Origin of the sequence: Pseudomonas guariconensis (assembly GCF_024127895.1) — a bacterium.
GTDB lineage: Bacteria > Pseudomonadota > Gammaproteobacteria > Pseudomonadales > Pseudomonadaceae > Aquipseudomonas > Aquipseudomonas guariconensis_B.
This window is the reverse complement of the sequence record NZ_JAMYBK010000011.1, coordinates 89,338-111,109: the sequence shown is the minus strand read 5'-3', so window position 1 is coordinate 111,109 and position 21,772 is coordinate 89,338. Positions and strand designations below refer to the sequence as shown.

18 protein-coding genes are annotated in these 21,772 nt (G+C 65.4%); 12 read left to right on the top strand and 6 right to left on the bottom strand.

Annotated features, from left to right (window positions below):
• Positions 1 to 12: 12 nt before the first annotated feature.
• The 11 genes from algK (at position 13) to NJF35_RS13920 (ending at position 13,541) form a co-directional block, all read left to right on the top strand.
• Positions 13 to 1,443 (top strand): alginate biosynthesis TPR repeat lipoprotein AlgK, encoded by a 1,431-nt coding sequence (gene algK, locus NJF35_RS13970; protein ID WP_225789440.1) that lies wholly within the window; start codon positions 13 to 15, stop codon positions 1,441 to 1,443.
• Positions 1,440 to 2,918 carry an alginate export family protein gene (locus NJF35_RS13965; RefSeq protein WP_253079959.1) on the top strand — a complete coding sequence of 493 codons (1,479 nt, stop codon included), beginning with the start codon at positions 1,440 to 1,442 and terminating at the stop codon, positions 2,916 to 2,918. Before algK ends, NJF35_RS13965 begins: the two co-directional genes overlap by 4 nt.
• 31 nt (positions 2,919 to 2,949) lie before the next feature.
• Positions 2,950 to 4,512: a mannuronan 5-epimerase AlgG gene (gene algG, locus NJF35_RS13960; protein WP_253079960.1), complete on the top strand. Its 1,563-nt coding sequence runs from the start codon at positions 2,950 to 2,952 to the stop codon at positions 4,510 to 4,512.
• Positions 4,513 to 4,525: 13 nt separating this feature from the next.
• Positions 4,526 to 5,968, top strand: a complete 1,443-nt coding sequence (locus NJF35_RS13955; RefSeq protein ID WP_225789443.1) for an alginate O-acetyltransferase — start codon at positions 4,526 to 4,528, stop codon at positions 5,966 to 5,968.
• Positions 5,969 to 5,975: 7 nt separating this feature from the next.
• Complete coding sequence (locus NJF35_RS13950) at positions 5,976 to 7,079, top strand: mannuronate-specific alginate lyase (protein WP_225789444.1); 1,104 nt, start codon at positions 5,976 to 5,978, stop codon at positions 7,077 to 7,079.
• Positions 7,080 to 7,257: 178 nt separating this feature from the next.
• Positions 7,258 to 8,715 (top strand): MBOAT family O-acyltransferase, encoded by a 1,458-nt coding sequence (locus NJF35_RS13945; RefSeq protein WP_225789445.1) that lies wholly within the window; start codon positions 7,258 to 7,260, stop codon positions 8,713 to 8,715.
• A 10-nt stretch (positions 8,716 to 8,725) separates the two neighbouring features.
• On the top strand, positions 8,726 to 9,883 hold the full coding sequence (locus NJF35_RS13940) for an alginate O-acetyltransferase (RefSeq protein WP_225789446.1): 1,158 nt from the start codon (positions 8,726 to 8,728) through the stop codon (positions 9,881 to 9,883).
• Positions 9,884 to 9,896: 13 nt separating this feature from the next.
• A complete protein-coding gene (locus NJF35_RS13935) occupies positions 9,897 to 10,544 on the top strand; it encodes an alginate O-acetyltransferase AlgF (RefSeq protein ID WP_225789447.1) in 648 nt (215 codons plus the stop codon).
• Between the two features lie 33 nt (positions 10,545 to 10,577).
• Positions 10,578 to 12,032 carry a mannose-1-phosphate guanylyltransferase/mannose-6-phosphate isomerase gene (locus NJF35_RS13930; RefSeq protein ID WP_253079961.1) on the top strand — a complete coding sequence of 485 codons (1,455 nt, stop codon included), beginning with the start codon at positions 10,578 to 10,580 and terminating at the stop codon, positions 12,030 to 12,032.
• 142 nt (positions 12,033 to 12,174) lie between these two features.
• Positions 12,175 to 12,639, top strand: a complete 465-nt coding sequence (locus NJF35_RS13925; protein ID WP_253079962.1) for a multidrug transporter — start codon at positions 12,175 to 12,177, stop codon at positions 12,637 to 12,639.
• A 77-nt stretch (positions 12,640 to 12,716) separates the two neighbouring features.
• The gene (locus tag NJF35_RS13920) at positions 12,717 to 13,541 is read left to right on the top strand and encodes an SDR family oxidoreductase (RefSeq protein WP_225789450.1); all 825 of its coding nucleotides are present in this window, start codon (positions 12,717 to 12,719) and stop codon (positions 13,539 to 13,541) included.
• Between the two features lie 73 nt (positions 13,542 to 13,614).
• On the opposite strand, the gene NJF35_RS13915 is transcribed toward NJF35_RS13920, so the two are convergent.
• The 4 genes from NJF35_RS13915 to NJF35_RS13900 form a co-directional block, all read right to left on the bottom strand.
• Positions 13,615 to 15,063 (bottom strand): efflux transporter outer membrane subunit, encoded by a 1,449-nt coding sequence (locus tag NJF35_RS13915; protein ID WP_253091193.1) that lies wholly within the window; start codon positions 15,061 to 15,063, stop codon positions 13,615 to 13,617.
• Positions 15,060 to 16,121: an HlyD family secretion protein gene (locus NJF35_RS13910; RefSeq protein ID WP_225789452.1), complete on the bottom strand. Its 1,062-nt coding sequence runs from the start codon at positions 16,119 to 16,121 to the stop codon at positions 15,060 to 15,062. The genes NJF35_RS13915 and NJF35_RS13910 overlap by 4 nt, the downstream gene beginning before the upstream one ends.
• Positions 16,122 to 16,148: 27 nt before the next feature.
• Positions 16,149 to 17,687 (bottom strand): MFS transporter, encoded by a 1,539-nt coding sequence (locus NJF35_RS13905; protein WP_225789453.1) that lies wholly within the window; start codon positions 17,685 to 17,687, stop codon positions 16,149 to 16,151.
• 155 nt (positions 17,688 to 17,842) lie between these two features.
• Positions 17,843 to 18,748, bottom strand: a complete 906-nt coding sequence (locus NJF35_RS13900) for a LysR family transcriptional regulator (RefSeq protein ID WP_225789454.1) — start codon at positions 18,746 to 18,748, stop codon at positions 17,843 to 17,845.
• A gap of 163 nt (positions 18,749 to 18,911) precedes the next feature.
• Here NJF35_RS13900 and NJF35_RS13895 point away from each other — a divergent pair, with 163 nt between their 5' ends.
• Entirely contained in the window at positions 18,912 to 19,358 is a 447-nt protein-coding gene (locus NJF35_RS13895) for a universal stress protein (protein WP_225789455.1), read from the top strand.
• Between the two features lie 11 nt (positions 19,359 to 19,369).
• Here NJF35_RS13895 and NJF35_RS13890 read toward each other — a convergent pair whose 3' ends face one another.
• Positions 19,370 to 20,404 (bottom strand): YhcG family protein, encoded by a 1,035-nt coding sequence (locus tag NJF35_RS13890; RefSeq protein WP_225789456.1) that lies wholly within the window; start codon positions 20,402 to 20,404, stop codon positions 19,370 to 19,372.
• A 507-nt stretch (positions 20,405 to 20,911) separates the two neighbouring features.
• On the bottom strand, positions 20,912 to 21,772 hold the full coding sequence (locus NJF35_RS13885; protein WP_225789457.1) for an HlyD family secretion protein: 861 nt from the start codon (positions 21,770 to 21,772) through the stop codon (positions 20,912 to 20,914).

Genomic DNA, 21,772 nt, shown 5'->3' with positions numbered 1-21,772 from the left:
GAGGACCGAGCGATGACCCGCAGACACCACTTTTCCTGTGCGCCCCTTGGGTTCTGTGCCTTGGCTGCAGCCATTGCGTTGGCCGGCTGCGCCGGCCTGCCCGACCAGCGCCTGGCCAACGAGGCCATGAAACGCGGCGACACCGCCCTGGCCGAACGCAACTACAAGGCCCTGGCCGACCTCGGCTACAGCGACGCCCAGGTGGGCCTGGCCGACATCAAGGTCGCCTCGCGCGACCCCGCCCAGCTCGAGCAGGCCGAGGCCACCTACCGCGCCGCTGCCGCCACCTCGCCCCGCGCCCAGGCACGCCTCGGTCGCCTGCTGGTGGCCAAGCCCGACAGCACCCAGGCCGAGCGCGAGGAGGCCGAGGCCCTGCTCAAGCTGGCCGCGCAGCAAGGCGAAGGCAACACCCTGATCCCGTTGGCGATGCTCTACCTGCAGCACCCGCAGAGCTTCCCGAACGTGAACGCCCAGCAGCAGATCGACCAGTGGCGCGCCGCCGGCAACCCGGAAGCGGGCCTGGCCCAGGTGCTGCTGTACCGCACCCAGGGCACCTACGACCAGAACCTGACCGAGGTGGAACGGATCTGCAAGGCCGCGCTCACTACCACCGACATCTGCTACGTGGAACTGGCCACCGTCTACCAGAAGCGCGGCCAGGCCGAACAGCAGGCCGCACTCGTCCAGCAGCTCAAGGCCGCCCATGCCCGTGGCCAGGTGCCGGCCAGCCGAGTCGACGGTGTGGCCCGGGTGCTGGCCGACCGCAGCCTCGGCCAGACCGACGAGAACACCGCCAAGGACCTGCTCGAACACATCGCCCCGGCCAACCCGGCATCCTGGGTCAGCCTGGCGCAACTGCTCTACGACTTCCCCGAGCTCGGCGACACCGAGCAGTTGCTCGGCTACATCGACAAGGGCCGTGCCGCCGAACAACCGCGCGCCGAGCTGCTGCTCGGCCGCCTGTACTACGAGGGCAAGACGCTGCCAGCCGATGCCGAGAAGGCCGAGCAGCACCTGCAGGCCGCCGCCGATGCCGGCGAGATCAGCGCCCACTACTACCTCGGCCAGCTGTACCGCCGTGGCTACCTGGGCCAGGTCGAGCCGCAGAAGGCCGTCGACCACCTGCTCAGCGCCGCCCGTGGTGGCCAGCTCAGCGCCGACTACGCCCTGGCCCAGCTCTACAGCGAAGGCCATGGCATTCGCCCGGTGCCGGCCAACGCCTGGGTATTCGCGCAACTGGCCCAGGCCAACCCGACGCAGCAGTCGGCCGAACTGCTGCAGCAACTCGACCAGCAATTGACGCCTGACCAGCGCAGCCAGGCCCAGCGCCTGCTCGCGCAAGAGAAGCAGGCGCGCGGCAGCATGGTCCAGGGCGCCCCCAGCGCCCTGGCCCTCGACGCCCTGCAAGAAGAAGACGACGACGCCGAGGATTCCTCCCTATGACGCTCAACCCATTCGTGAAAGCCGGCATTGGCCTGAGCTTCGCACTGCTGTGGTCCTGCCCGACCCTGGCCGACATGACCGCCGAGAAGAACTTCGGCATGGACGTGAAGATCACCGGCCAGTCCGAGGACGACCGCGACCTGGGCACCCGCTCCGGCGGCGACGTCAACGGCCTGGGCCTTGACCTGCGCCCATGGGTCTACGGCGAGCGCGGCAACTGGAGTGCCTTCGCCATGGGCCAGGCCGTGGCCGCCACCGACATCATCGAGACCGATACCCTGCGCCAGTCCGACGACGGCAGCGCCATCCAGGCCGACGACGACAGCCGCGAACCGGACAAGAGCTACCTGGCCCTGCGTGAGTTCTGGATCGGCTACAGCGGCTTCACGCCCTACCCGGGCGAGCAACTGCGCCTCGGTCGCCAGCGCCTGCGCAGCGATGACGGCATGTGGCGCGACACCAACATCGAAGCGCTGAACTGGACCTTCGACACCACCCTGCTCAAGGCCGACCTGGGCATCGCCCAACGCTTCAGCGAATACCGCACCGACCTCACCGAGCTGGCGCCGCAGGACAAGGACCGCACCCACGTCTACGGCAACATCGCCACCCAGTGGACGCCTGGGCACTGGGTCGGCCTGCGTGCCCACCACACCCATGACGGCGGCAGCCTGAAGGCCCCGGGCGAAACCGTCGATGCCCTGGACAAGACCCGCACCGGCGACCTCACCTGGTTGGGCCTTGAGGCCAACAGCGACGCCTACAACTGGCGCAACGACCATACCCTCAACTACTGGGGCAGCGTCACCTGGCTGACTGGCGACCGCGACACCTTGAGCAGCGAGCCGGTAGGGGGCGAGCAAGTCGCCACTGGCAAGCAGAGCGGCGACGTCAACGCCTGGGCCACCGACCTCGGCGTACGCCTGCGCCTGAACCCCAACTGGCAGGTCGGCGCCGCCTATGCCCGTGGCAGTGGCGGCGGCGGCCGCGATGGTTCGAGCAACTACGAACAGACCGGCCTGGAGAGCAACCGCTCCAACTTCACCGGCACCCGCTCGCGCGTGCACCGCTTCGGCGAAGCCTTCCGCGGCGAACTGGGCAACCTGCAGGCGGCCACGTTGTTCGCCTCCTGGCAGCTGCGCGAGGACTACGACGCCAGCTTCATCTACCACAAGTTCTGGCGTGTCGATGGCGAACAGAACATCGGCTCCAGCGGCATCAACGCGGTGGTCGAGGACAACGGCGTCAGCCGCCCGCTGGTCAACGGCGAGAAGGACCTGGGCCAGGAGATGGACGTGGTCGTCACCAAGTACTTCAAGCAAGGCTTGCTGCCCGCCGCGCTGAGCCAGTCGATCGACGAACCCTCGGCCCTGGTGCGCCTGCGCGCCGGCGTGTTCAAGCCGGGCGATGCCTACGGCAGCGAGGCCGACTCGTACATGCACCGCGCCTTCGTCGACGTGATCTGGCGCTTCTGAGCCCGGGCCCCAGAGGACAGAGAGAACCGACATGAACCTGAACCCGCAATTGCGCCACGGCCTGCTGGCCAGCGCCCTGCTCCTGGCGGGCAGCGGCATGGCCCTGGCCGAGCCGGTCAAGCCGGTGGCCAAGGAGCTGCAGCAGGCCAAGACCTACACGGTCTCCAGCGCGCCGGTCGAACCGCTGCACATGGCGCCGCCGAGGCTGCCCGACCTCTCTGGCTATACCGCCGAGGCGGTGCAGAAGAAGCTCGACCGCAGCCGCAAGGGCAAGGTCAGCGTGCGCCGTATGCTCCAGGAGGACACCCTCAAGGAGTTCATCGGCGGCGACAACAAGGGCGCCGAATGGGTCAGGCGCCAGCATGGCATTCCCCAGGCGATCTTCATCGACGACGGCCATGTCGACCTGCAGCAACTGAGCCGTCAGGTGCCCAGGCAGTACCTGCGCGAGACCGCCCCGGGCGTGTACCTGGCGCGCCTGCCGATCGTGGTCGGGCGCAAGGGCATCCTCGAGATCGACGGCAAGGTCAAGGAGTTGCGCCTGTCCCAGGAGGCCGGTTCGTTCCTGGTCAACGACGGCAAGCTGTTCGTCACCGACACCCAGGTCACCGCCTGGCGCGAGCAGGACAACGGCCCGGCCACCTTCCGCAAGCCCGACGAGTTCCGCCCCTTCCTACTGTCGTGGGGCGGCACCGAGACCTACATCGTCAACAGCAAGATGGCCAGCTTCGGCTACGCCAAGAGCAAGTCGTACGGCGTGAGCATCTCCCAGTACACGCCGAACATGGCCAAGCGCATGGGCCGCGCGGAACCCACCGGCTGGATCATCGGCTCGCAGTTCAGCGACATGTGGTACGGCTTCTACTGCTACGAAACCCAGGACTTCGTGATCAAGGACAGCACCTACCGCGACAACATCGTCTACGGCATCGACCCGCACGACCGCTCGCACCGCCTGATCATCGCCGGCAACACCGTGTACGGGACCAAGAAGAAGCACGGGATCATCGTCTCGCGCGAGGTCAACGACAGCTGGATCATCAACAACAAGAGCTACGACAACAAGCTCTCGGGCGTGGTGATCGACCGTAACAGCGTCAACAACCTGATCGCCTACAACGAGGTCTACCGCAACCACACCGACGGCATCACCCTGTACGAGAGCGGCGACAACCTGATCTGGGGCAACAAGCTGATCAACAACCGCCGCCACGGTATCCGCGTGCGCAACAGCGTGAACATCCGCCTGTACGAGAACATCGCCATGGCCAACGGCCTGGTGGGTGTGTACGGGCACATCAAGGACCTCTCCGACACCGATCGCGACATCGCCCTCGACCCGTTCGACACCAAAGTCTCGCTGATCATCGTCGGTGGCGAGCTGGCAGCCAATGGCTCCGGCCCCCTGTCGATCGACTCGCCCCTGTCGGTGGAGCTGTACAAGGTCTCCATGCTCGCCCCGCGCAAGGCCAGTGGCATCAGCCTCAATGGCGTGCTGGGCGAGCGCCAGGACGAAATCCTCGACCTGCTGGTACGCCAGCAGAAGGCCGTGCTGATCGACCCGGTCGAACGCCAGACCGAAATGATCGATTAAGGAAGCCCCGACCATGACCCCACACCTGATGAAACTACTCGGCCTGTCCGCCGCCCTCCTGGCCATCAGCCAGGGCGTGCGCGCCGATGAGGTACAGGCCCCTGCCTTCACCGCCGAACCCTGCTGCCAGCTGTGCCCCGAGGCCCATGACGCCAGCCGCTACGTGACCCGTTACCAGCAGAACTTCACCACCCTGGTGCAGGCCCAGGGCGACTGGCTGTTCCGTACCCGCGAGGACCTGCGTACCGAGTTCGACACCACCCCGGCCGGCTACAAGCGCCTGCAGCAGGTACACGACGCCTTCGCCAAGCGCGGCATCGAGCTGGTGCTGGTGTACCAGCCGACCCGCGGCCTGGTGAACCGAAACATGCTCAACCCCCAGGAAAAGGCCGCCTTCGACTACCAGAAGGCCCTGCGCAACTACCAGGCCATGCTCCAGCGCTTCAGCAAGATGGGCTACAACGTCCCCGACCTGTCGCCGCTGACCAACGAGCAACTGGCCGCCGCCGACCAGGGCAAGGACTTCTACTTCCGTGGCGACCAGCACTGGACGCCCTACGGCGCCGAGCGCGCGGCGAAGATCGTGGCCGAGACCGTGCACAAGATGCCGGCCTTCGAAGGCATCCCGCGCAAGGAATTCGAGACCCACAAGTCCGGGCGCATGGGCAAGACCGGCACCCTGCACAATGTCGCCGGCCAACTGTGCGGCACCAGCTATGCGGTGCAGTACATGGACCAGTTCGCCACCGAGCCCAAGGGCGAGGCCGGCGGCGACGACCTGTTCGGCGATGGCGGCAATGCCCGGATCACCCTGGTCGGCACCAGCCACAGTGGCAAGAACTACAACTTCTCGGGCTTCCTGCAGCAGTACATCGGCGCCGACGTGCTCAACGTCGCCTTCCCCGGTGGCGGCCTGGAAGGCTCGATGATCCAGTACCTAGGCAGCGAGGAATTCAAGAGCAACCCGCCGAAGATCCTGATCTGGGAATTCTCCCCGCTCTACCGCCTGGACCAGGAAACCATCTGGCGGCAGATCCTCGCCCTGCTCGACGACGGCTGCGAAGGACGCCCGGCGCAGATGAGCGCCAGCACCTCGCTCAAGCCGGGCAAGAACGAGCTGATGGTCAATGGCAAGGGCGGCGTGATCAAGGACCTGGTCAACCGCAACCTGCAGATGGACATCCGCTTCGAGGACACCTCGGTCAAGACCCTGCAAGCCACCCTCTGGTACCTCAACGGCCGCCACGAGGACATCAAGATCGAAAAACCCGAGACCTCCGAGACCGACGGGCGCTTCGTCTTCCAGATGCGTGAGGACGAGGACTGGGCCAGCCAGAACCTGCTGGCCGTGGAAATCCAGGGCCCGGAAAGCGGCACGCAGAAGGTCGAGGCCAAGCTGTGCAAACGCAACGACTTCGCCGGCGCCGCGCAACACACTGCGCAGACCGGCCAGTGAGGCGACCATGACCCTTATCCCCAGAAAGACCGCCCCCGCCCTGCTCGCCCTGGCCCTGTTCGGCGGCGCCGCGCAGGCCGCGCTGGTGCCACCGCAGGGCTACTACGCCGGGATCGAGAAGCTCAAGACCGGCGACGGCAACTTCCGCTGCCAGGCGGCCCCCAAGCCGTATACCGGCGCCCTGCAATTTCGCAGCAAATACGAAGGCTCCGACAGCGCCCGGGCGACCCTCAACGTCGCCTCGGAGAAAGCCTTCCGCAAATCCACCGAGGACATCACCACCCTCGAGCGCGGCATCAGCAAGATGGTCGGCCAGTACATGCGCGACGGCCGCCCGGCCCAGCTCGACTGCACCCTGACCTGGCTCGGCACCTGGGCGCGCGCCAATGCGCTGATGTCGACCGACTACAACCACACCGGCAAGTCCATGCGCAAATGGGCCCTGGGCAGCATCAGCGGCGCCTGGCTGCGCCTGAAGTTCTCCAACTCCCAGCCACTGGCCGCGCACCAGGCCGAAGCCGAGCTGATCGACAAGTGGCTGGGCCGCCTGGCCGAACAGACCGTGCGCGACTGGAGCGACCTGCCGCTGGAGAAGATCAACAACCACAGCTACTGGGCCGCCTGGTCGGTGATGGCCACCGCCGTGGCCACCGACCGCCGCGACCTGTTCGACTGGGCGGTGCAGGAATACAAGGTCGGCGCCAACCAGGTCGATGCCCAGGGCTTCCTGCCCAACGAGCTCAAGCGCCGCCAGCGCGCCCTGGCCTACCACAACTATGCCCTGCCGCCGCTGGCGATGATCGCCAGCTTCGCCCAGGCCAACGGCGTCGACCTGCGTGGCGAGAACGACAACGCCCTGCAGCGCCTGGCGCAGAAAGTCCTGGCCGGTGCGAAGGACCCGAGCGCCTTCGCCTCGCGCAATGGCCAGAAGCAGGACATGAAGGACCTCAAGGTCGACAGCAAGTACGCCTGGCTCGAGCCGTACTGCAGCCTTTACCCATGCAGTGGCGACACCTTGCAGCGCAAGCGCGGAATGCAGCCGTTCAACAGCTTCCGGCTGGGGGGCGATGTGACACGGGTCTACGACCCGGGTGCGCAGTTGAAAAAGTAACACGACCCCTGTGGGAGCCGGCTTGCCGGCGATGGGCCGCAAAGCGGTCCCGACCAACGCTAGTTGCGTCGCCGGCAAGCCGGCTCCCACAGAGGTACCAGGTTGCCTTCCGGTCTTGCACCGGGGGGTTTGGGGGGCGCTTTGCCCTGGATGCTGTGAACAAATTAGGAGAACCGGGATGGTCTTCTCGTCAAACGTGTTCCTGTTCCTGTTCTTGCCGATCTTCCTCGGCCTGTACTACCTGAGCGGGCAACGCTATCGCAACCTGCTGCTGCTGGTCGCCAGCTATATCTTCTACGCCTGGTGGCGGGTGGACTTCCTCGCCCTGTTCGCCGGGGTCACCCTGTGGAACTACTGGATCGGCCTGAAGGTCGGCGCCGCCGGCGTGCGCACCAAGCCGGCACAGCGCTGGCTGCTGCTGGGCGTGGGCGTGGACCTGGCGATCCTCGGCTACTTCAAGTACGCCAATTTCGGCGTCGACAGCCTCAACGCCATCATCACCTCGTTTGGCCTGGAGCCGTTCATCCTCACCCACGTGCTGCTGCCGATCGGTATCTCGTTCTACATCTTCGAGTCGATCAGCTACATCATCGACGTGTACCGCGGCGACACCCCGGCCACGCGCAACCTGATCGACTTCGCAGCGTTCGTGGCGATCTTCCCGCACCTGATCGCCGGCCCCGTGCTGCGCTTCAAGGACCTGGTCGATCAGTTCAACAATCGCACCCACACCCTCGACAAGTTCTCCGAAGGCTGCACCCGCTTCATGCAGGGCTTCATCAAGAAGGTGTTCATCGCCGACACCCTGGCGGTGGTCGCCGACCACTGCTTCGCCCTGCAGAACCCCACCACCGGCGATGCCTGGCTCGGCGCCCTGGCCTACACCGCGCAGCTGTACTTCGACTTCTCCGGCTACAGCGACATGGCCATCGGCCTGGGTCTGATGATGGGCTTTCGCTTCATGGAGAACTTCAAGCAGCCCTACATCAGCCAGTCGATCACCGAGTTCTGGCGGCGCTGGCACATCAGCCTGTCGACCTGGCTGCGCGACTACCTGTACATCACCCTGGGCGGCAACCGCAAAGGCACCTTCAACACCTACCGCAACCTGTTCTTGACCATGCTGTTGGGCGGTTTGTGGCATGGCGCCAACTTCACCTACATCATCTGGGGCGCCTGGCACGGCATGTGGCTGGCCATCGAACGTGCGCTGGGCCTGGACACCAACCCGCAGCGCTTCAACCCGGTCAAGTGGGCCTTCACCTTCCTGCTGGTGGTGACCGGCTGGGTGATCTTCCGCGCCGAGAACCTGGACGTGGCCGCGCGCATGTACGGCGCCATGTTCAGCTTCGGCGACTGGCAGTTGTCGGAGCTCAACCGCGCCCAGCTCACCGGGCTGCAAGTGGCGACCCTGGTGCTGGCCTACGCCACCCTGGCCTTCTTCGGCCTGCGCGACTTCTACCGCAATGCCGCACCGACGCCCAAGGCCACCCCGGTGCAGGTCAACGCCGACGGCTCGCTGGGCCTGGACTGGACCCGGGTCATGACCCGCGCCCTGGTCCTGCTGCTGTTCGTCGCCTCGGTGCTCAAGCTCTCGGCGCAGAGCTACTCGCCGTTCCTCTACTTCCAGTTCTGAGGTCATGATCATGAACCGGACACTGCGCATCACCTATTCCCTGTCGTTCCTCGGCCTGCTGGTCGGGCTCGGCGCCTGGTCCGTCGGTGGCCTGGAGAGCTTCAACCGCACCGGGCAGATGACCCTGCTCGACGGCAAGCTGGCCAAGGCCGCCGAGACCCACTACGACGAACAGTTCCCGATCAAACGCATCGGCACCAACCTGTGGGCGGCCCTGGACTTCAAGCTGTTCAACGAAGGCCGCCCGGGCGTGGTGCTGGGCCGTGAGCAGTGGCTGTTCACCGACGAGGAATTCAAGCCCAGCGCCGACGCCGAGCAACTGATGCAGGACAACCTGGCGCTGATCCGCGGCGTACGCGACACCCTGCAACGCCACGGCAGCCAACTGGTGCTGGCGATCGTGCCGGCCAAGGCGCGGATCTATGCCGAGTACCTGGGCAAGGAATTGCCGACCAGCCTGCACGATGACCTGTACAACCGCTTCCATGCCCAGGCCCGCCAGGCCGGCGTGTTCGCCCCCGACCTGCTGACCCCGATGGAACAGGCCAAGGCCCGCGGCCAGGTGTTCCTGCGCACCGACACCCACTGGACACCCATGGGCGCCGAGGTCGCCGCGCAAACCCTGGCCGAGGCGGTGGCACGCCAACACCTGCTCGATGGCGAGCCCCAGGCGTTCGTCACCCAGGCCGGCGACAGCGGCCCGTACAAGGGCGACCTGACCAACTTCCTACCCCTGGACCCGCTGTTCAGCGAGCTGCTGCCAGCCCCGGACAACCTGCAGCAACGCAGCACCCAGCCTGTCCAGGCCGAAGGCGAAAGCGGCGACGCCTTGTTCGCCGACACCCAGATCCCGGTGGCGCTGGTCGGTACCAGCTACAGCGCCAACCCGCACTGGAACTTCCTCGGCGCCCTGCAGCAAGCCTTGCGCAGCGACGTGGCCAACTACGCCGAAGACGGCCATGGCCCGCTGCTGCCGATGCTCAAGTACCTGCAGAGCGACGCCTTCAAGGACGCTGCCCCGCAAGTGGTGGTGTGGGAGTTCCCGGAACGCTATCTGCCAATGAAGAACGACCTCAGCGCCTTCGATCCGCAGTGGATCGCGCAGTTGAAGAACACCCGCAATACCGACGCAAACCTGGCCCTGTCGTCCAATCGGACGGACCACTGAAGAGGAAACGCACATGACCAACAAGCCTTCCATCGCCAAAGCACTCACCCTCGCGGCCGGCCTGTCCCTGGCCTCCCTGCAGGCCTTCGCCGGCGCCGACGCCGCGCTCTACGGCCCGAGCGCACCGAAAGGCTCGACCTTCGTGCGCCTGTACAACGCCAGCAGCGCACCGGTCGCCGCCAGCGTGGGCAACACCCAGATCAAGCAGGTCGGCGCCCAGGCCAGCAGCGACTTCAGCTTCCTGCCTGGTGGTGACTACACCGCCCAGGTCGGCGGCAAGAGCGTCCCGGTCAAGCTGGCCTCGGACAAGTACTACACCCTGGTCAACAGCGCCAGCGGCAGCCCGCAGTTGATCGAGGAGCCGCCGTTCAAGAACAAGCAGAAGGCCCTGGTACGGGTACAGAACCTCAGCGACCAGTCGCTGACCCTCAAGACCGCCGACGGCAAGACCGAAGTGGTCAAGCCGGTGGCGGCCAAGGGCCGTGGCGAGCGCGAGATCAACCCGGTCAAGGTCAACCTCGCCCTCTACGAAGGTGACAAGAAAGTCAGCGACGTCAAGCCCGTCGCCCTCGAACGCGGCGAAGCGGCCGTGCTCTACGTCACCGGCTCCGGCAGCAGCCTGTCGCCGGTGTGGGTCACCCGTCCCGTGGCCAGCAACTGATCCCCTGCCTCTATCGACCTTTGGAGAAACATCATGATCCCGGTAATTCTTTCTGGTGGTAGCGGTTCCCGTCTGTGGCCCCTGTCGCGCAAGCAGTTCCCCAAGCAGTTCCTGGCGCTGACCGGTGAGCACACCCTGTTCCAGCAAACCCTCCAACGCCTGGTGTTCGAAGGCATGGACGCCCCCATCGTGGTGTGCAACAAGGACCACAAGTTCATCGTCCAGGAGCAACTGTCCGGGCTGAACCTGCAGACCCAGGCCATCCTGATGGAGCCCTTCGGCCGCAACACCGCGCCGGCGGTGGCGATGACCGCGATGAAGCTGGTCAACGAAGGCCGCGACGAGCTCATGCTGGTGCTGCCAGCCGACCACGTGATCGAAGACCAGAAGGCCCTGCAACGCGCCCTGGCCCTGGCCACCGTGGCCGCCGAGCGCGGCGAGATGGTGCTGTTCGGCGTGCCGGCGACCAAGCCCGAGACCGGCTACGGCTACATCCGCTCCAGCCAGGACGCCCTGCTGCCCGAAGGCGTGGCGCGGGTCGCGCAGTTCGTCGAGAAGCCCGATGAGAAGCGCGCCAACGAATTCGTCCGCGCCGGTGGCTACTTCTGGAACAGCGGCATGTTCCTGTTCCGCGCCAGCCGCTTCCTCGAGGAGCTGAAGAAGCATGACCCAGACATCTACGACACCTGCCTGCTGGCCCTGGAGCGCAGCGTCGATGACGGCGACGTGCTGGCCATCGACGAGGCCACCTTCGCCTGCTGCCCGGACAACTCCATCGACTACGCCGTGATGGAGAAGACCCAGCGCGCCTGCGTGGTGCCGCTGACCGCCGGCTGGAGCGACGTGGGCTGCTGGTCGTCGCTGTGGGACGTGCACGAGAAGGACGCCAACGGCAACGTCACCAAGGGCGACGTGGTGGTGCAGGACAGCCGCAACTGCATGATCCACGGCAACGGCAAGCTGGTGTCGGTGATCGGCCTCGAGAACATCGTAGTGGTCGAGACCAAGGACGCCATGATGATCGCCCACAAGGACAAGGTCCAAGGCGTCAAGCAACTGGTCAACACCCTCGACCAGCAGGGCCGCAGCGAAACCCAGAACCACCTGGAGGTGTACCGCCCGTGGGGCTCGTACGATTCGGTGGACATGGGCGGGCGCTTCCAGGTCAAGCACATCACCGTCAAGCCAGGCGCCAGCCTGTCGCTGCAGATGCACCATCACCGCGCCGAGCACTGGATCGTGGTGTCCGGCACCGCCGAGGTGACCTGCGACGAGAACGTGTTCCTGCTCACCGAGAACCAGTCGACCTACATCCCCATCGCCTCGATCCACCGCCTGCGCAACCCGGGCAAGATCCCGCTGGAGATCATCGAGGTGCAGTCCGGCAGCTACCTGGGCGAGGATGACATCGAGCGCTTCGAGGATGTGTATGGGCGGACTTCGACGCCTGACGAGCGGGGCGTTTCCGTGAAGACCATCGCCCAATAGCAGCTGCAAGCTACAAGAAAAAGCAGGGCAGCGGTGTGCCGACGATACTGGCCCTACCGCTGTCCTGCTTTTGCTTTTGCTTGAAGCTTGAAGCTTGCCGTTCCAAGATGTCCGAACCCAAGCACTCAAGGCCCCTATCCCAATGATCATCGGCGCCCTGCTCATTCTCACCTGGCTGGTCTTGCTGCTGCGCTACCCGGCCAAGGCCCTGCCGATTTCGCTGGCCGCCGTGTTCGGCCTGGGATTGGTGGCGTTGTGGGTGGTGTGGGAGGACAACCGTGAAGCCTCGCGACTGGCCCGACTGGACCTGCGACTGACCTACGCACCGGACAAATGTCCCGCCGACCGTGCCTTGCAGGTACGCATGAAGAACGGCAACGACGTCCCCCTGACCGAACTGCGCTGGCGTGTGGCCGCCTATGCCCCGGGCGATACCGTCAACCTCGCCGAAAACACCTACAACGCGCCCCGCTACCGCGGCCCCGGTGAGCTGCAGCCCGGTGCCGAATGGAGCGACTGCCTGCCCCTGCCACCGCTACGCTCCGGTTACCGGCCACAGACGCTGGAGTTCCGTGCCGAGCACCTGCAAGGTACATTCGCCAACTGAACAGGTTGTCGGTACCGCCGCGAATGGGCCGGCACTGACACACCACGGATCCACACGCCCACCACAAAGGCCTCCCCATGCCCACCGTCCTGATCACCGGTTGTTCCAGCGGCATCGGCCGCGCCCTGGCTGACACCTTTCGCGATGCCGGCCACGAAGTCTGGGCCACCGCCCGCAAGCCCGAAGACGTCGAACAATTGGCCGCCGCCGGCTTCGCCGCGCGGCAACTGGATGTCAACGACAGCGACGACCTGGCTCGCCTGGCCGAGGAGCTGGAAGACCGCTACGGCGGCCTGGACATCCTGATCAACAATGCCGGCTACGGCGCCATGGGGCCGCTGCTCGACGGCGGCGTCGATGCCATTCGCCAGCAGTTCGAGACCAACGTCTTCGCCCTGGTCGGCGTGACCCGTGCCCTGTTCCCGCTGTTGCGCCGCGCCCGTGGCCTGGTGGTGAACATCGGCAGCGTCTCCGGCGTGCTGGTCACCCCGTTCGCTGGTGCCTACTGTGCGTCCAAGGCTGCCGTGCATGCCTTGAGCGACACCCTGCGCCTGGAACTGGCACCGTTCGGCATCCGTGTGATGGAGGTGCAGCCGGGGGCGATCGCCTCGCAGTTCGCCAGCAATGCCCAGCGCCAGGCCGAGCAGGTGCTCGCCGCCGATTCGCCCTGGTGGCCGCTGCGCGAGCATGTCCAGGCGCGGGCCCGGGCATCCCAGGACAAGCCGACCTCGGCGGCAGCGTTCGCCAAGGGGTTGCTGGATGCGACCCGCAAGGTGCCGACACCGGCCCTGGTGCGGCTGGGCAACGGCAGTACGGCGTTGCCACTGATGGCCCGCTGGCTGCCGCAGCGGCTACTGGACAAGGTGCTGCGCAAGCGGTTCGGATTGCTGCGACCGCTTTGAGACCGCGTCGCCCCATTGGCGAACCTGTGGAAGAACCCGTCAAGACGTTCAGCTCTGGGGCTGCTTCGCAGCCCTACACCTTCGGAGGTTGCTCGTCGAACGCCTGCCAGCCACCACCCAGAGCCTTGTACAACCCCACCAAGGCCTGGGACACTGCCGCCGAGCTGTCGATCCACTGCTCCTCGCTGGCCAGCAGCGCCCCCTGCACGCTCAGCACATTGAGAAAATCCACAGCCCCTTCCACATACTGCCGCTGGGCCGTCTCCAGGGCGACGCGGTTCTGCCGCACCGCCTCGGCCAGGTGGTCGCGGCGCAACTGGCTGGCGTTGTACAGGCGCAGCACATCGTCGATCTCATGCCAGGCGCCCAGCACCACCTTGCGGTAGTTCAGCGCCGCCTCCTGCTGCTGGGCCTCGCGCAACTCGAGGGTGCCCTTCAACCGTCCGCCCTCGAAGATCGGCAACGACAGCTGCGGGCCGAAGGCGAAGCGCCGCGAGTCCCAGGCGCCGAAATCAGACAGCTGCATGGCCTGCAAGCCCACGCTGCCAGACAGGCGAATGCTCGGGTAGAAGTCGGCCTTGGCCACACCGATGCTCGCGGTGGCGGCATGTAGCCGCGCCTCGGCCTGGCGGATGTCCGGGCGCCGTTCGGCCAGCTCGGACGGCAAGCCGATGGCGAAGGCCTGCTGCGGCGCCGGCAACTCGCCCACGGCCAGCAATTCATCCTGCAGGCTGCGTGGCGGCTCAGCGACGAGCAGGCTGAGGGCGTTGATCAGATCATCGCGCCGCGCCTCCAGGGTCGGCAGGCGCGCCTCGATCGAGGCCACCTGGGCACTGGCCTGGGCCACGTCCAGGCGCGTGGCGACACCCTCGGTCTGGCGGTCCTGGGACAGCTTCAGGCTGTGCTGGGCGACCTTGAGGTTGTCGCGGGTGACCTCCAGGGTGTGCTGCACCGCGCGCAACTGGATGTAGTCACCGGCGGTTTCAGCCAACAGCGCCAGAAGCACACCCCGACGGTCGTTCTCGGCCACTTCCACCGTGGCGTCGGCGGCCTCGACCTGGCGCCGTACACGGCCCCACAGGTCCAGTTCCCAACCGGCGATCAGGTCGCCCTGCCAGAGGTTGAAGGCCGACTTGCCGGCCTTGCCGGACGGGTCGTTCAGGCCTTCGGCGCTATTGCGGGCGCGGCTGTAGTTGCCGTCGAGGTCCACCGACGGCGCCTCGTCGGCGGCCACGGTACTGCGCAGGGCGCGGCTCTGCAGCAGGCGCGCACTGGCCATCTGCAGGTCCAGGTTGCGCTCGGCGACGCGCTGGATCAGCGCGCTCAGGCGCGCATCGTGAAAGTTGTCCCACCAGCGCAACTCCACAGGTTCTGCCGTCGGCTGGCTGGCCGCCGCCTCGCCTTGCAAGGGCGCCCAGGCTTGCGGCGCCTGGCTGTCGGGGCGCTGGAAGTCCGGCCCGAGGGTGCAACCGGCCAGCAGCAGGGTCAGTAGCAGCGGGCTCAAGCGTGATGCCGGTTTCATCGCGCGGTGACCTCCTTGCCAGCGAGCCTGTCGCCGTGGGTGTCGATAGTCGCCTCCACCGACATGCCCACGCGCAGGCGCTCCAGCAGAGGCTGGCCGTCATCGAAGACGATCTTCACCGGGATGCGCTGGACCACCTTGGTGAAGTTGCCAGTGGCGTTGTCTGGCTTGACGGCGGCGAAGGTCACACCAGTGGCCGGGGCGATGCTCTCGACATGGCCGTGCAGTTGCTCGCCGGAGAAGGTATCGACGCTGATGCTGACCGGCTGGCCGGGTTGCACGTGGGTCAGCTGGGTCTCCTGGAAGTTGCCGACCACGTAGGCCCGCTGCAGCGGCACCACCGACAACAGGCGCGCCCCCGGGTTGACGTAGGCACCGACCCGCAGGGCGCGCTCGCCGACCATACCGTCCACCGGCGCGGTGATGCGGGTGTAGGACAGGTCCAGTTGGGCCTTCTCCAGGCCTGCCTCGGCGCGCTTGAGCTGGCCGTCGGCGCTGGCCACCTGGGCGCTGAGGATATCCACCTGCTTGCGCGCCGCTACCCGCGCCGCCTGGGCGTTGGCCAGGCGGGCACGGGCCTGGTCGACCCGGCTGCGCGCCTGCTGGGCGTTCTGCACGGTGCCGGCGCCCTGCTCGGCCAGGCGGCTGTAACGCTTGACCTCATGCTCGGCGAAGGCCATCTCGGCCTGGGCCGCCTTGACCGCCGCCTCGGCCTGGGCGATCAGCGCGGCCTGGCGCTCCAGGGTGGCGCGGGCATCGGCGCTCTGCGCCCTGGCCACCAGCAACTGGGCCTGGGCGGCGTCGAGGGCGGCCTGGTAGTCACGGGCATCGATGGTCGCCAGCAACTGGCCGGCCTTGACCTGCTGGTTGTCTTCCACCAGCACGTCCTTGATGAAGCCTGCGACCTTGGGTGCGACCACGGTGTAGTCGGCGGTCACGTAGGCATCGTTGGTGGTCTGCCGGTGGTCGCTACCCAGCAGCCAGGGCCCGACCAGGGCGGCCAGCACGGCCACGGCGAGCACCGAGCCGATCACGATAGTCTTGCGGTTGTTGGTCATTTCAGCAGTCTCGGATTCATCCCGGGATCAAGCCACCGCGCGCGGTGGATAGACCCGGGTAGGCACGAAAGGAATCAGGCAAATCAAGGCCACGGCGACGCCGGCCATCACCAGGTACAGGTCGGCCGAGGTCAGTACCAGGGCCTGTTCGTGGATGCGCTGGGCCAAGCCCGGAGCACGGTCGTCGAGCAGCGGTGCATTGCCCAGGCTGTCGACCAGGTGGTTGGAATGGAAATGCCGGCGCAGGGTGCCGAGGGCGTCCAGCAGGCCGGTGGCGATCACCGCGGCCAGGCCCTTGACGGTGTTGAACCAAGCCGAGGCGAACGGGCCTTCCTGCGGGGTCATGCCATTGGTGGAAAGCATCAGCAACGGCAGTACCGCCATCGGCTGGCCGAATACCTGCAGCAGGTAGAACACGTAGAAGTCGTCGCGGATCCACTCGCTGGTCAGCAGGCTGCTGCCCAGGCACGACAGCGCCAGCATGCCCAGGCCCGCCGCCAGTACCCAGCGGCAATCCACCGCGCGGATGTTGCACAGCGCCGCCGTGAGCGGCAGGGCGAGCAACTGCGGCATGGCCACCAGCATCATCAGCGGGCTGGTCTGCGCCGGACGATAGCCCTGGATCTGCGCCAGGTACGCCGACGGGATGCTCCCCACGCCCGACAGCACGACCAGCACCCCGGCCAGGGTCAGCAGGGCGAAGCTCAGGTTGCGTCGCGACAGCATGCGCAACTGGAAGAACGGCAGCGGCTCGGACCATTCGTTGAACAGGAACAGCACCAACAGCAGCACGCCACCGCCGAGCAGCCAGCAGATCAGCGGCGAGTCGAACCAGCCCCAGCGATCCCCCAGCGACAGGCCAAGGACGATGCTGCTGATCGCTGGCAAGCCGAGCATCACGCCGCGCCAGTCGAACTGCTTGAAGCGCTCCAGACGCAGCGGGTCCTGGGGCAGGCCCCAGCCGACGCAGAACATGGCCAGGGCCGAGGGCAGGATGATCTGCCAGAACGCCCACTGCCAGCCGACATATTCGGTCCACAAGCCTGCCAGCGGCGTACCCAGGTTGGGGCCGAAGGTCGCGGTCAGGGCGTAGCAGGCCAGGCCATAGACCTTGATACCCGGCGGCAGGAAACGCAGCGCCACGCTCATCAGCATCGGCGGCAATGCTCCCGACGCCAGGCCCTGGACGATACGCAGCAGCATCAGGCTATGCAGGTTCGGGGCGAAGGGTTGGAGCAGGCCGAGCACGGCGAACAGGCCGATGGCAGCCAGGGTGAAGCGGCGCAGGGAGAAGGTGGTGGCCAGCCACGGCGCAAAGGCCATGGCCGATACCGAGGCGGCGCTGTAGACCGCCAGCAGCCAGGCGCCCTCGTCGGCGCCGATGCCCATGGCGCCACGGATATCGGCCAGGGAAATCTTCGTCACCGACTCGTTGAGGCCGGCGCAGAGTACCGCCAGCAGCACACCGAACAGCCCGGCCACCACCCGCAGACCGAACGCGGCTTGCACCGGCGCAGCCGGCGCGGGGGCGGCGAGCGCGGCGGAAGGCGCGGACAGGGAACTCATGGGCAGACATCTCCAGCAACAATTTCAGGGGCTGGGAAAGTCTAAGAAGGTCGAATGCTGACGAAAACTGACTTATTGGCAGTTTTAAGTTGCGTCAGACGCAATCCATGGATCGTGTGTGCCTGCGAATGCGCCGGTACATCCATCGCAAGCCGTCAGGGATCGGCGCTGCAGCAGGCCTTCAGCATCTGCCGCAACCAGCGATGCGCCGGATCGTTGTGAAACCGCGGGTGCCACGCCTGCACCACCGTCACCCGCTCCAGCGGCAACGGAATCTCGAACGAACGCAAGGGCAACCCAAGCTTGTTCACACTGCTCAGGATGTTGGCCGGCATCGGCAGGATCAGGTTCGACTCCGGCAGGGAGAACATCGCCGAATGAAAGCTCGGCGTGATCAGTGCGACCCGCCGTTGCACCTTGAAATTGGCCAGCTCCACATCGATCGGGCCATTGGCCCGGCCGCGTCGCGACACGCTGATCTGCGGGTAGGCGGCGAAGCGCTCGGGAGTGATCTCGTCGTCGAAGATCGGGTGATCGCGGCGGGCCAGGCCCACGTAGACAGTATGGAACAGGCTCTGCACCTTGATCTCTGGCCCCAGGTCGATGGTCGAGCTGATGATCAGGTCGGTGCGCCCGTCGCGCAGCACCGCATCGTCGTCGCCCCCGCTTTCCGGCACGAAGCGCAGCACCGTGCGTGGTGCCTGCTCGTGCATCATGCGCAGCAACTGGGCGCCATAGAGCGCGATGAACAGGTCGTTGGTGCGGATGTTGAAGGCCCGTTCGAGGTTGGGCAGGTCCACGTCGTCGCCGCTGCGAAACACCTGCCCGGCCTGCTCCACCAGCGTCGCCACCTGCTCGCGCAGCGCCAGCGCCCGTGGCGTCGGTACCAGGCCACGGCCGGCGCGCACCAGGATCGGGTCGCCGAGGGCATCGCGGATCCGCCCCAGGGTCCGGCTCATGGCCGCCGGGCTCAGGTTCATGCGCTGGGCCGCGCCAACCACGCTGCCCTCGTCGAGCAGGGCATCGAGGGCGACGAGCAGGTTCATGTCTGGCAGTTGCATGGCCGTTATCCGTGACAGCTGTGGGAAAGTGATCTTATCAGGTCGGATGATTGCGTCTGGTGCAATGTCCCCGTGCACGGTGGGCTATTTATCAGACAGGTGAAAGGGTCAAGAATGGGGCCGGTACAGCCGCCGTCGCCCCCAGCCTCTCCAAGGAACCTCCATGCCCCACCCGGTCCTGATCGCCATCGACGCCTCTCCTGCCGCCAGTGCCCTGCTCGCCCTCGCTCACCGCTACTGCCGTCCTGGCGAGCATGAACTGCACGTACTGCTGGCCATCGACTCGACCTTCGCCGTGCACGAGCGCCCGACGGCCTACACCGAGGAAGAACAGGAAGAATACCCCGCCGCCTGCGAGGAACAGCGCCTGGCCGACCATGCCGTGGCCACGGCGGTGCGTGCCCTGCGCGATGCAGGGTTCGACAGCCACGGCTACGTGGTCGCCGACGAGCCCGTCGAGGCCATCGTCGACAAAGCCCGCGAACTGGACTGCGAACTGATCATCATGGGCCACCGCCACCTGTCGCGGCTGGGACGCTTGCTAGACCCTTCGATCAGCACGAAGGTGATCGACAGGGTAGAGATTCCGGTGTTGGTGGGGGCGGCTTGAGCCTGTTGCAATCAATGGCCTGCCAATTCCCTCTCAATCTGTTCGATGCTCGGTAAGCTTGTCTGCAACTCTTCCGGCAAGGACTCGATCAATTGATATTCCGCAACGCCAATCGGTTGGGCCTTGTCGCGTAATGCATATTCGGCAACGACCTTGTTCTTGCCTTTGCAAAGCAGTAAACCGATGGTGGGACTGTCCTGCTCTGTCTTCACTTGGAGATCGACAGCCGTGAGATAGAAGCTCAACTGCCCTAGATGCTCAGGTTTGAATTTGTCAGTTTTCAATTCAATGACGACATAGCAACGTAGTTTGAGGTGGTAGAACAGAAGGTCAATGTAGAAATCATCACCGCCAACCTCCAGATGAACTTGCCGTCCAACGAAAGCGAACCCTGCCCCCAGCTCCAGCAGAAATTGAGTAATGTGCTCGACCAACGCTGCTTCGATCTCTCGCTCACTGGCCTCTTGGGCAATATTCAAAAAATCGAATAAATAGGGATCCTTGAGGGTCTGACGAGCAAGGTCGGTTCCTGATGATGGCAAGCGTGTCGAGAAATTAGTGATGGCATTGCCCTCACGCTCCAACAATCTAGATTCGATGTGTAACTGCAAGGTCGCTCTCGACCAAGCGTGCTGTCGTGCTCGCTGAGCATAGGCGAGCCTTTGTTCCGGGCTTTTTAACTTGCTCAGGAGCACGAGGTTATGCCCCCAGGGCAATTGTCCAACAACCTGTTGGACAATTGCTTCGTCTGGCCAAGCGTCAGCGAAAGCACGCATGTACATCAAATTGGCACGTGAGAATCCTTTCATGCTCGGAAACGCCGTTTTCAGGTCGTATGCAAGACGCTCGATGACCTTGGCCCCCCAGCGCTGGGCCTTTTGGCGCTCAATGATGCCACGCCCCAGATGCCAGTAGAGGCTGATCAGCTCGTGGTTGACTGCAAGGCTCGCCCGCTGCTGGGCATTGTGGATACGAGTTTTCAGATCGGCTAGCCAGTCAGAGTAGCCTTCTGGCGGGGAAGTGAGTGATATGGGCGTGTCAGGCATTAGATAGAATCTGCATGATCGAAGGGAAGTGGTAATCCCAGACTGCCTCCATTGGAAATCATGGCCAATACTGGCAACTCTCAGATTTTCCTCACTGCCTGTAGTCCATTTCCCAAAAATAAATATTCAAAACATTGCGTGCTATCAGCACAAAATGCAGGCTCCTGTCCCATCATATGGACAAGCCCACGCCAGTGAACGAGGACGGTACCAAGCGGGCCTACGAAAACAACGACGATGCGTACAGGGTTTTCCAGAAGACTTGCTCAGCGGCCACGCTCCTGATGACTGGGATGAAATGTTGAAAGAGGCTACTGACGCAATGGAGCGGCTCAATACCTAGCGGTTGTCAGGCAAGACTTTCTGCCGCCTTTTCGGGCCGCTTCACCGGCAAGCCGGCTCCCAGTGGGCAGCGGTGCAAGCACACCATGTGTCATACAGAGGACCCTGTGGAAGCCGGCCGGCGATGGGCTGCAAAGCAGCCCCTGCATCGATGCCCAATCAGGATCACCCCTCCCCCGGCGTGACCACCACCGTACAGGTCGTCCCCGCCGCCAGCAAAAATCCTTCCGGCACTTCATCGATATGAATCCGCACCGGCACCCGCTGGGCCAGCCTCACCCAGTTGAAGGTCGGGTTCACATCGGCGATCAGCTCCCGGCTCTGCGGATTGTCACGGTCGTAGATGCCGCGTGCGATGCTCTCCACATGCCCTTTGATGCGCTCGCCGCTCATCATCTGCAACTCGGCCTCATCGCCCACCTTCACATGGGGCAACTTGGTCTCCTCGAAGAAGCCGTACACCCAGAACGAGTGCTCGTCGACCACCGCCATCACCGGCTCCCCGGTGCGGGCGTAATCCCCCCTGTGGATATTCAGGTTGGTCACGTAGCCATCGACCGTGGCGACGATCCGCGTGCGCTTGAGGTTCAGCTCGGCGGCGGCGAGCTGGGCCTGGGCCTGCTGGTAGTCGGCCAGGGCAGCAGTGGCGATGTTGCTGGCGTCGTCGCGGTTCTCCCTGGAGATCACCAGGTTGTCCAGGTCGGCACGGCGCCTGGCATTGACCTTGCGCATCTCCCAGGTGGCCTTGCGCGAGGCGACCTGTGCCCGGGCCTGCTCGACCGCCAGCTGGTAATGCTCGGGGTCGATCTGGATCAGCACATCGCCCTTCTTCACCCGCTGGTTGTCGCGCACCGGCACGTCCACCACGTAGCCGGGCACGTCGGCGGCGACATTGACGATGTCGGCGCGCACCCGGCCATCGCGGGTCCAGGGCGTGGTCATGTAGTGCAGCCACAACTGGCGGCCGATCACCACGGCGGCGGCCAGCACCAGCAGGGTGGCGACCAGGCTGAAGAACTTTTTCAT

What these genes read in the sequence shown, in the direction of transcription:
- NJF35_RS13905 (WP_225789453.1), bottom strand. Translation starts at nt 17,687, where the DNA reads ATGAGTTCCCTGTCCGCGCCTTCCGCCGCGCTCGCCGCCCCCGCGCCG.
- NJF35_RS13965 (WP_253079959.1), top strand. Translation starts at nt 1,440, where the DNA reads ATGACGCTCAACCCATTCGTGAAAGCCGGCATTGGCCTGAGCTTCGCA.
- NJF35_RS13945 (WP_225789445.1), top strand. Translation starts at nt 7,258, where the DNA reads ATGGTCTTCTCGTCAAACGTGTTCCTGTTCCTGTTCTTGCCGATCTTC.
- NJF35_RS13955 (WP_225789443.1), top strand. Translation starts at nt 4,526, where the DNA reads ATGACCCCACACCTGATGAAACTACTCGGCCTGTCCGCCGCCCTCCTG.
- NJF35_RS13940 (WP_225789446.1), top strand. Translation starts at nt 8,726, where the DNA reads ATGAACCGGACACTGCGCATCACCTATTCCCTGTCGTTCCTCGGCCTG.
- NJF35_RS13890 (WP_225789456.1), bottom strand. Translation starts at nt 20,404, where the DNA reads ATGCCTGACACGCCCATATCACTCACTTCCCCGCCAGAAGGCTACTCT.
- algG (WP_253079960.1), top strand. Translation starts at nt 2,950, where the DNA reads ATGAACCTGAACCCGCAATTGCGCCACGGCCTGCTGGCCAGCGCCCTG.
- NJF35_RS13910 (WP_225789452.1), bottom strand. Translation starts at nt 16,121, where the DNA reads ATGACCAACAACCGCAAGACTATCGTGATCGGCTCGGTGCTCGCCGTG.
- NJF35_RS13900 (WP_225789454.1), bottom strand. Translation starts at nt 18,748, where the DNA reads ATGCAACTGCCAGACATGAACCTGCTCGTCGCCCTCGATGCCCTGCTC.
- NJF35_RS13895 (WP_225789455.1), top strand. Translation starts at nt 18,912, where the DNA reads ATGCCCCACCCGGTCCTGATCGCCATCGACGCCTCTCCTGCCGCCAGT.
- NJF35_RS13935 (WP_225789447.1), top strand. Translation starts at nt 9,897, where the DNA reads ATGACCAACAAGCCTTCCATCGCCAAAGCACTCACCCTCGCGGCCGGC.
- NJF35_RS13885 (WP_225789457.1), bottom strand. Translation starts at nt 21,772, where the DNA reads ATGAAAAAGTTCTTCAGCCTGGTCGCCACCCTGCTGGTGCTGGCCGCC.
- NJF35_RS13920 (WP_225789450.1), top strand. Translation starts at nt 12,717, where the DNA reads ATGCCCACCGTCCTGATCACCGGTTGTTCCAGCGGCATCGGCCGCGCC.
- NJF35_RS13950 (WP_225789444.1), top strand. Translation starts at nt 5,976, where the DNA reads ATGACCCTTATCCCCAGAAAGACCGCCCCCGCCCTGCTCGCCCTGGCC.
- algK (WP_225789440.1), top strand. Translation starts at nt 13, where the DNA reads ATGACCCGCAGACACCACTTTTCCTGTGCGCCCCTTGGGTTCTGTGCC.
- NJF35_RS13930 (WP_253079961.1), top strand. Translation starts at nt 10,578, where the DNA reads ATGATCCCGGTAATTCTTTCTGGTGGTAGCGGTTCCCGTCTGTGGCCC.
- NJF35_RS13915 (WP_253091193.1), bottom strand. Translation starts at nt 15,063, where the DNA reads ATGAAACCGGCATCACGCTTGAGCCCGCTGCTACTGACCCTGCTGCTG.
- NJF35_RS13925 (WP_253079962.1), top strand. Translation starts at nt 12,175, where the DNA reads ATGATCATCGGCGCCCTGCTCATTCTCACCTGGCTGGTCTTGCTGCTG.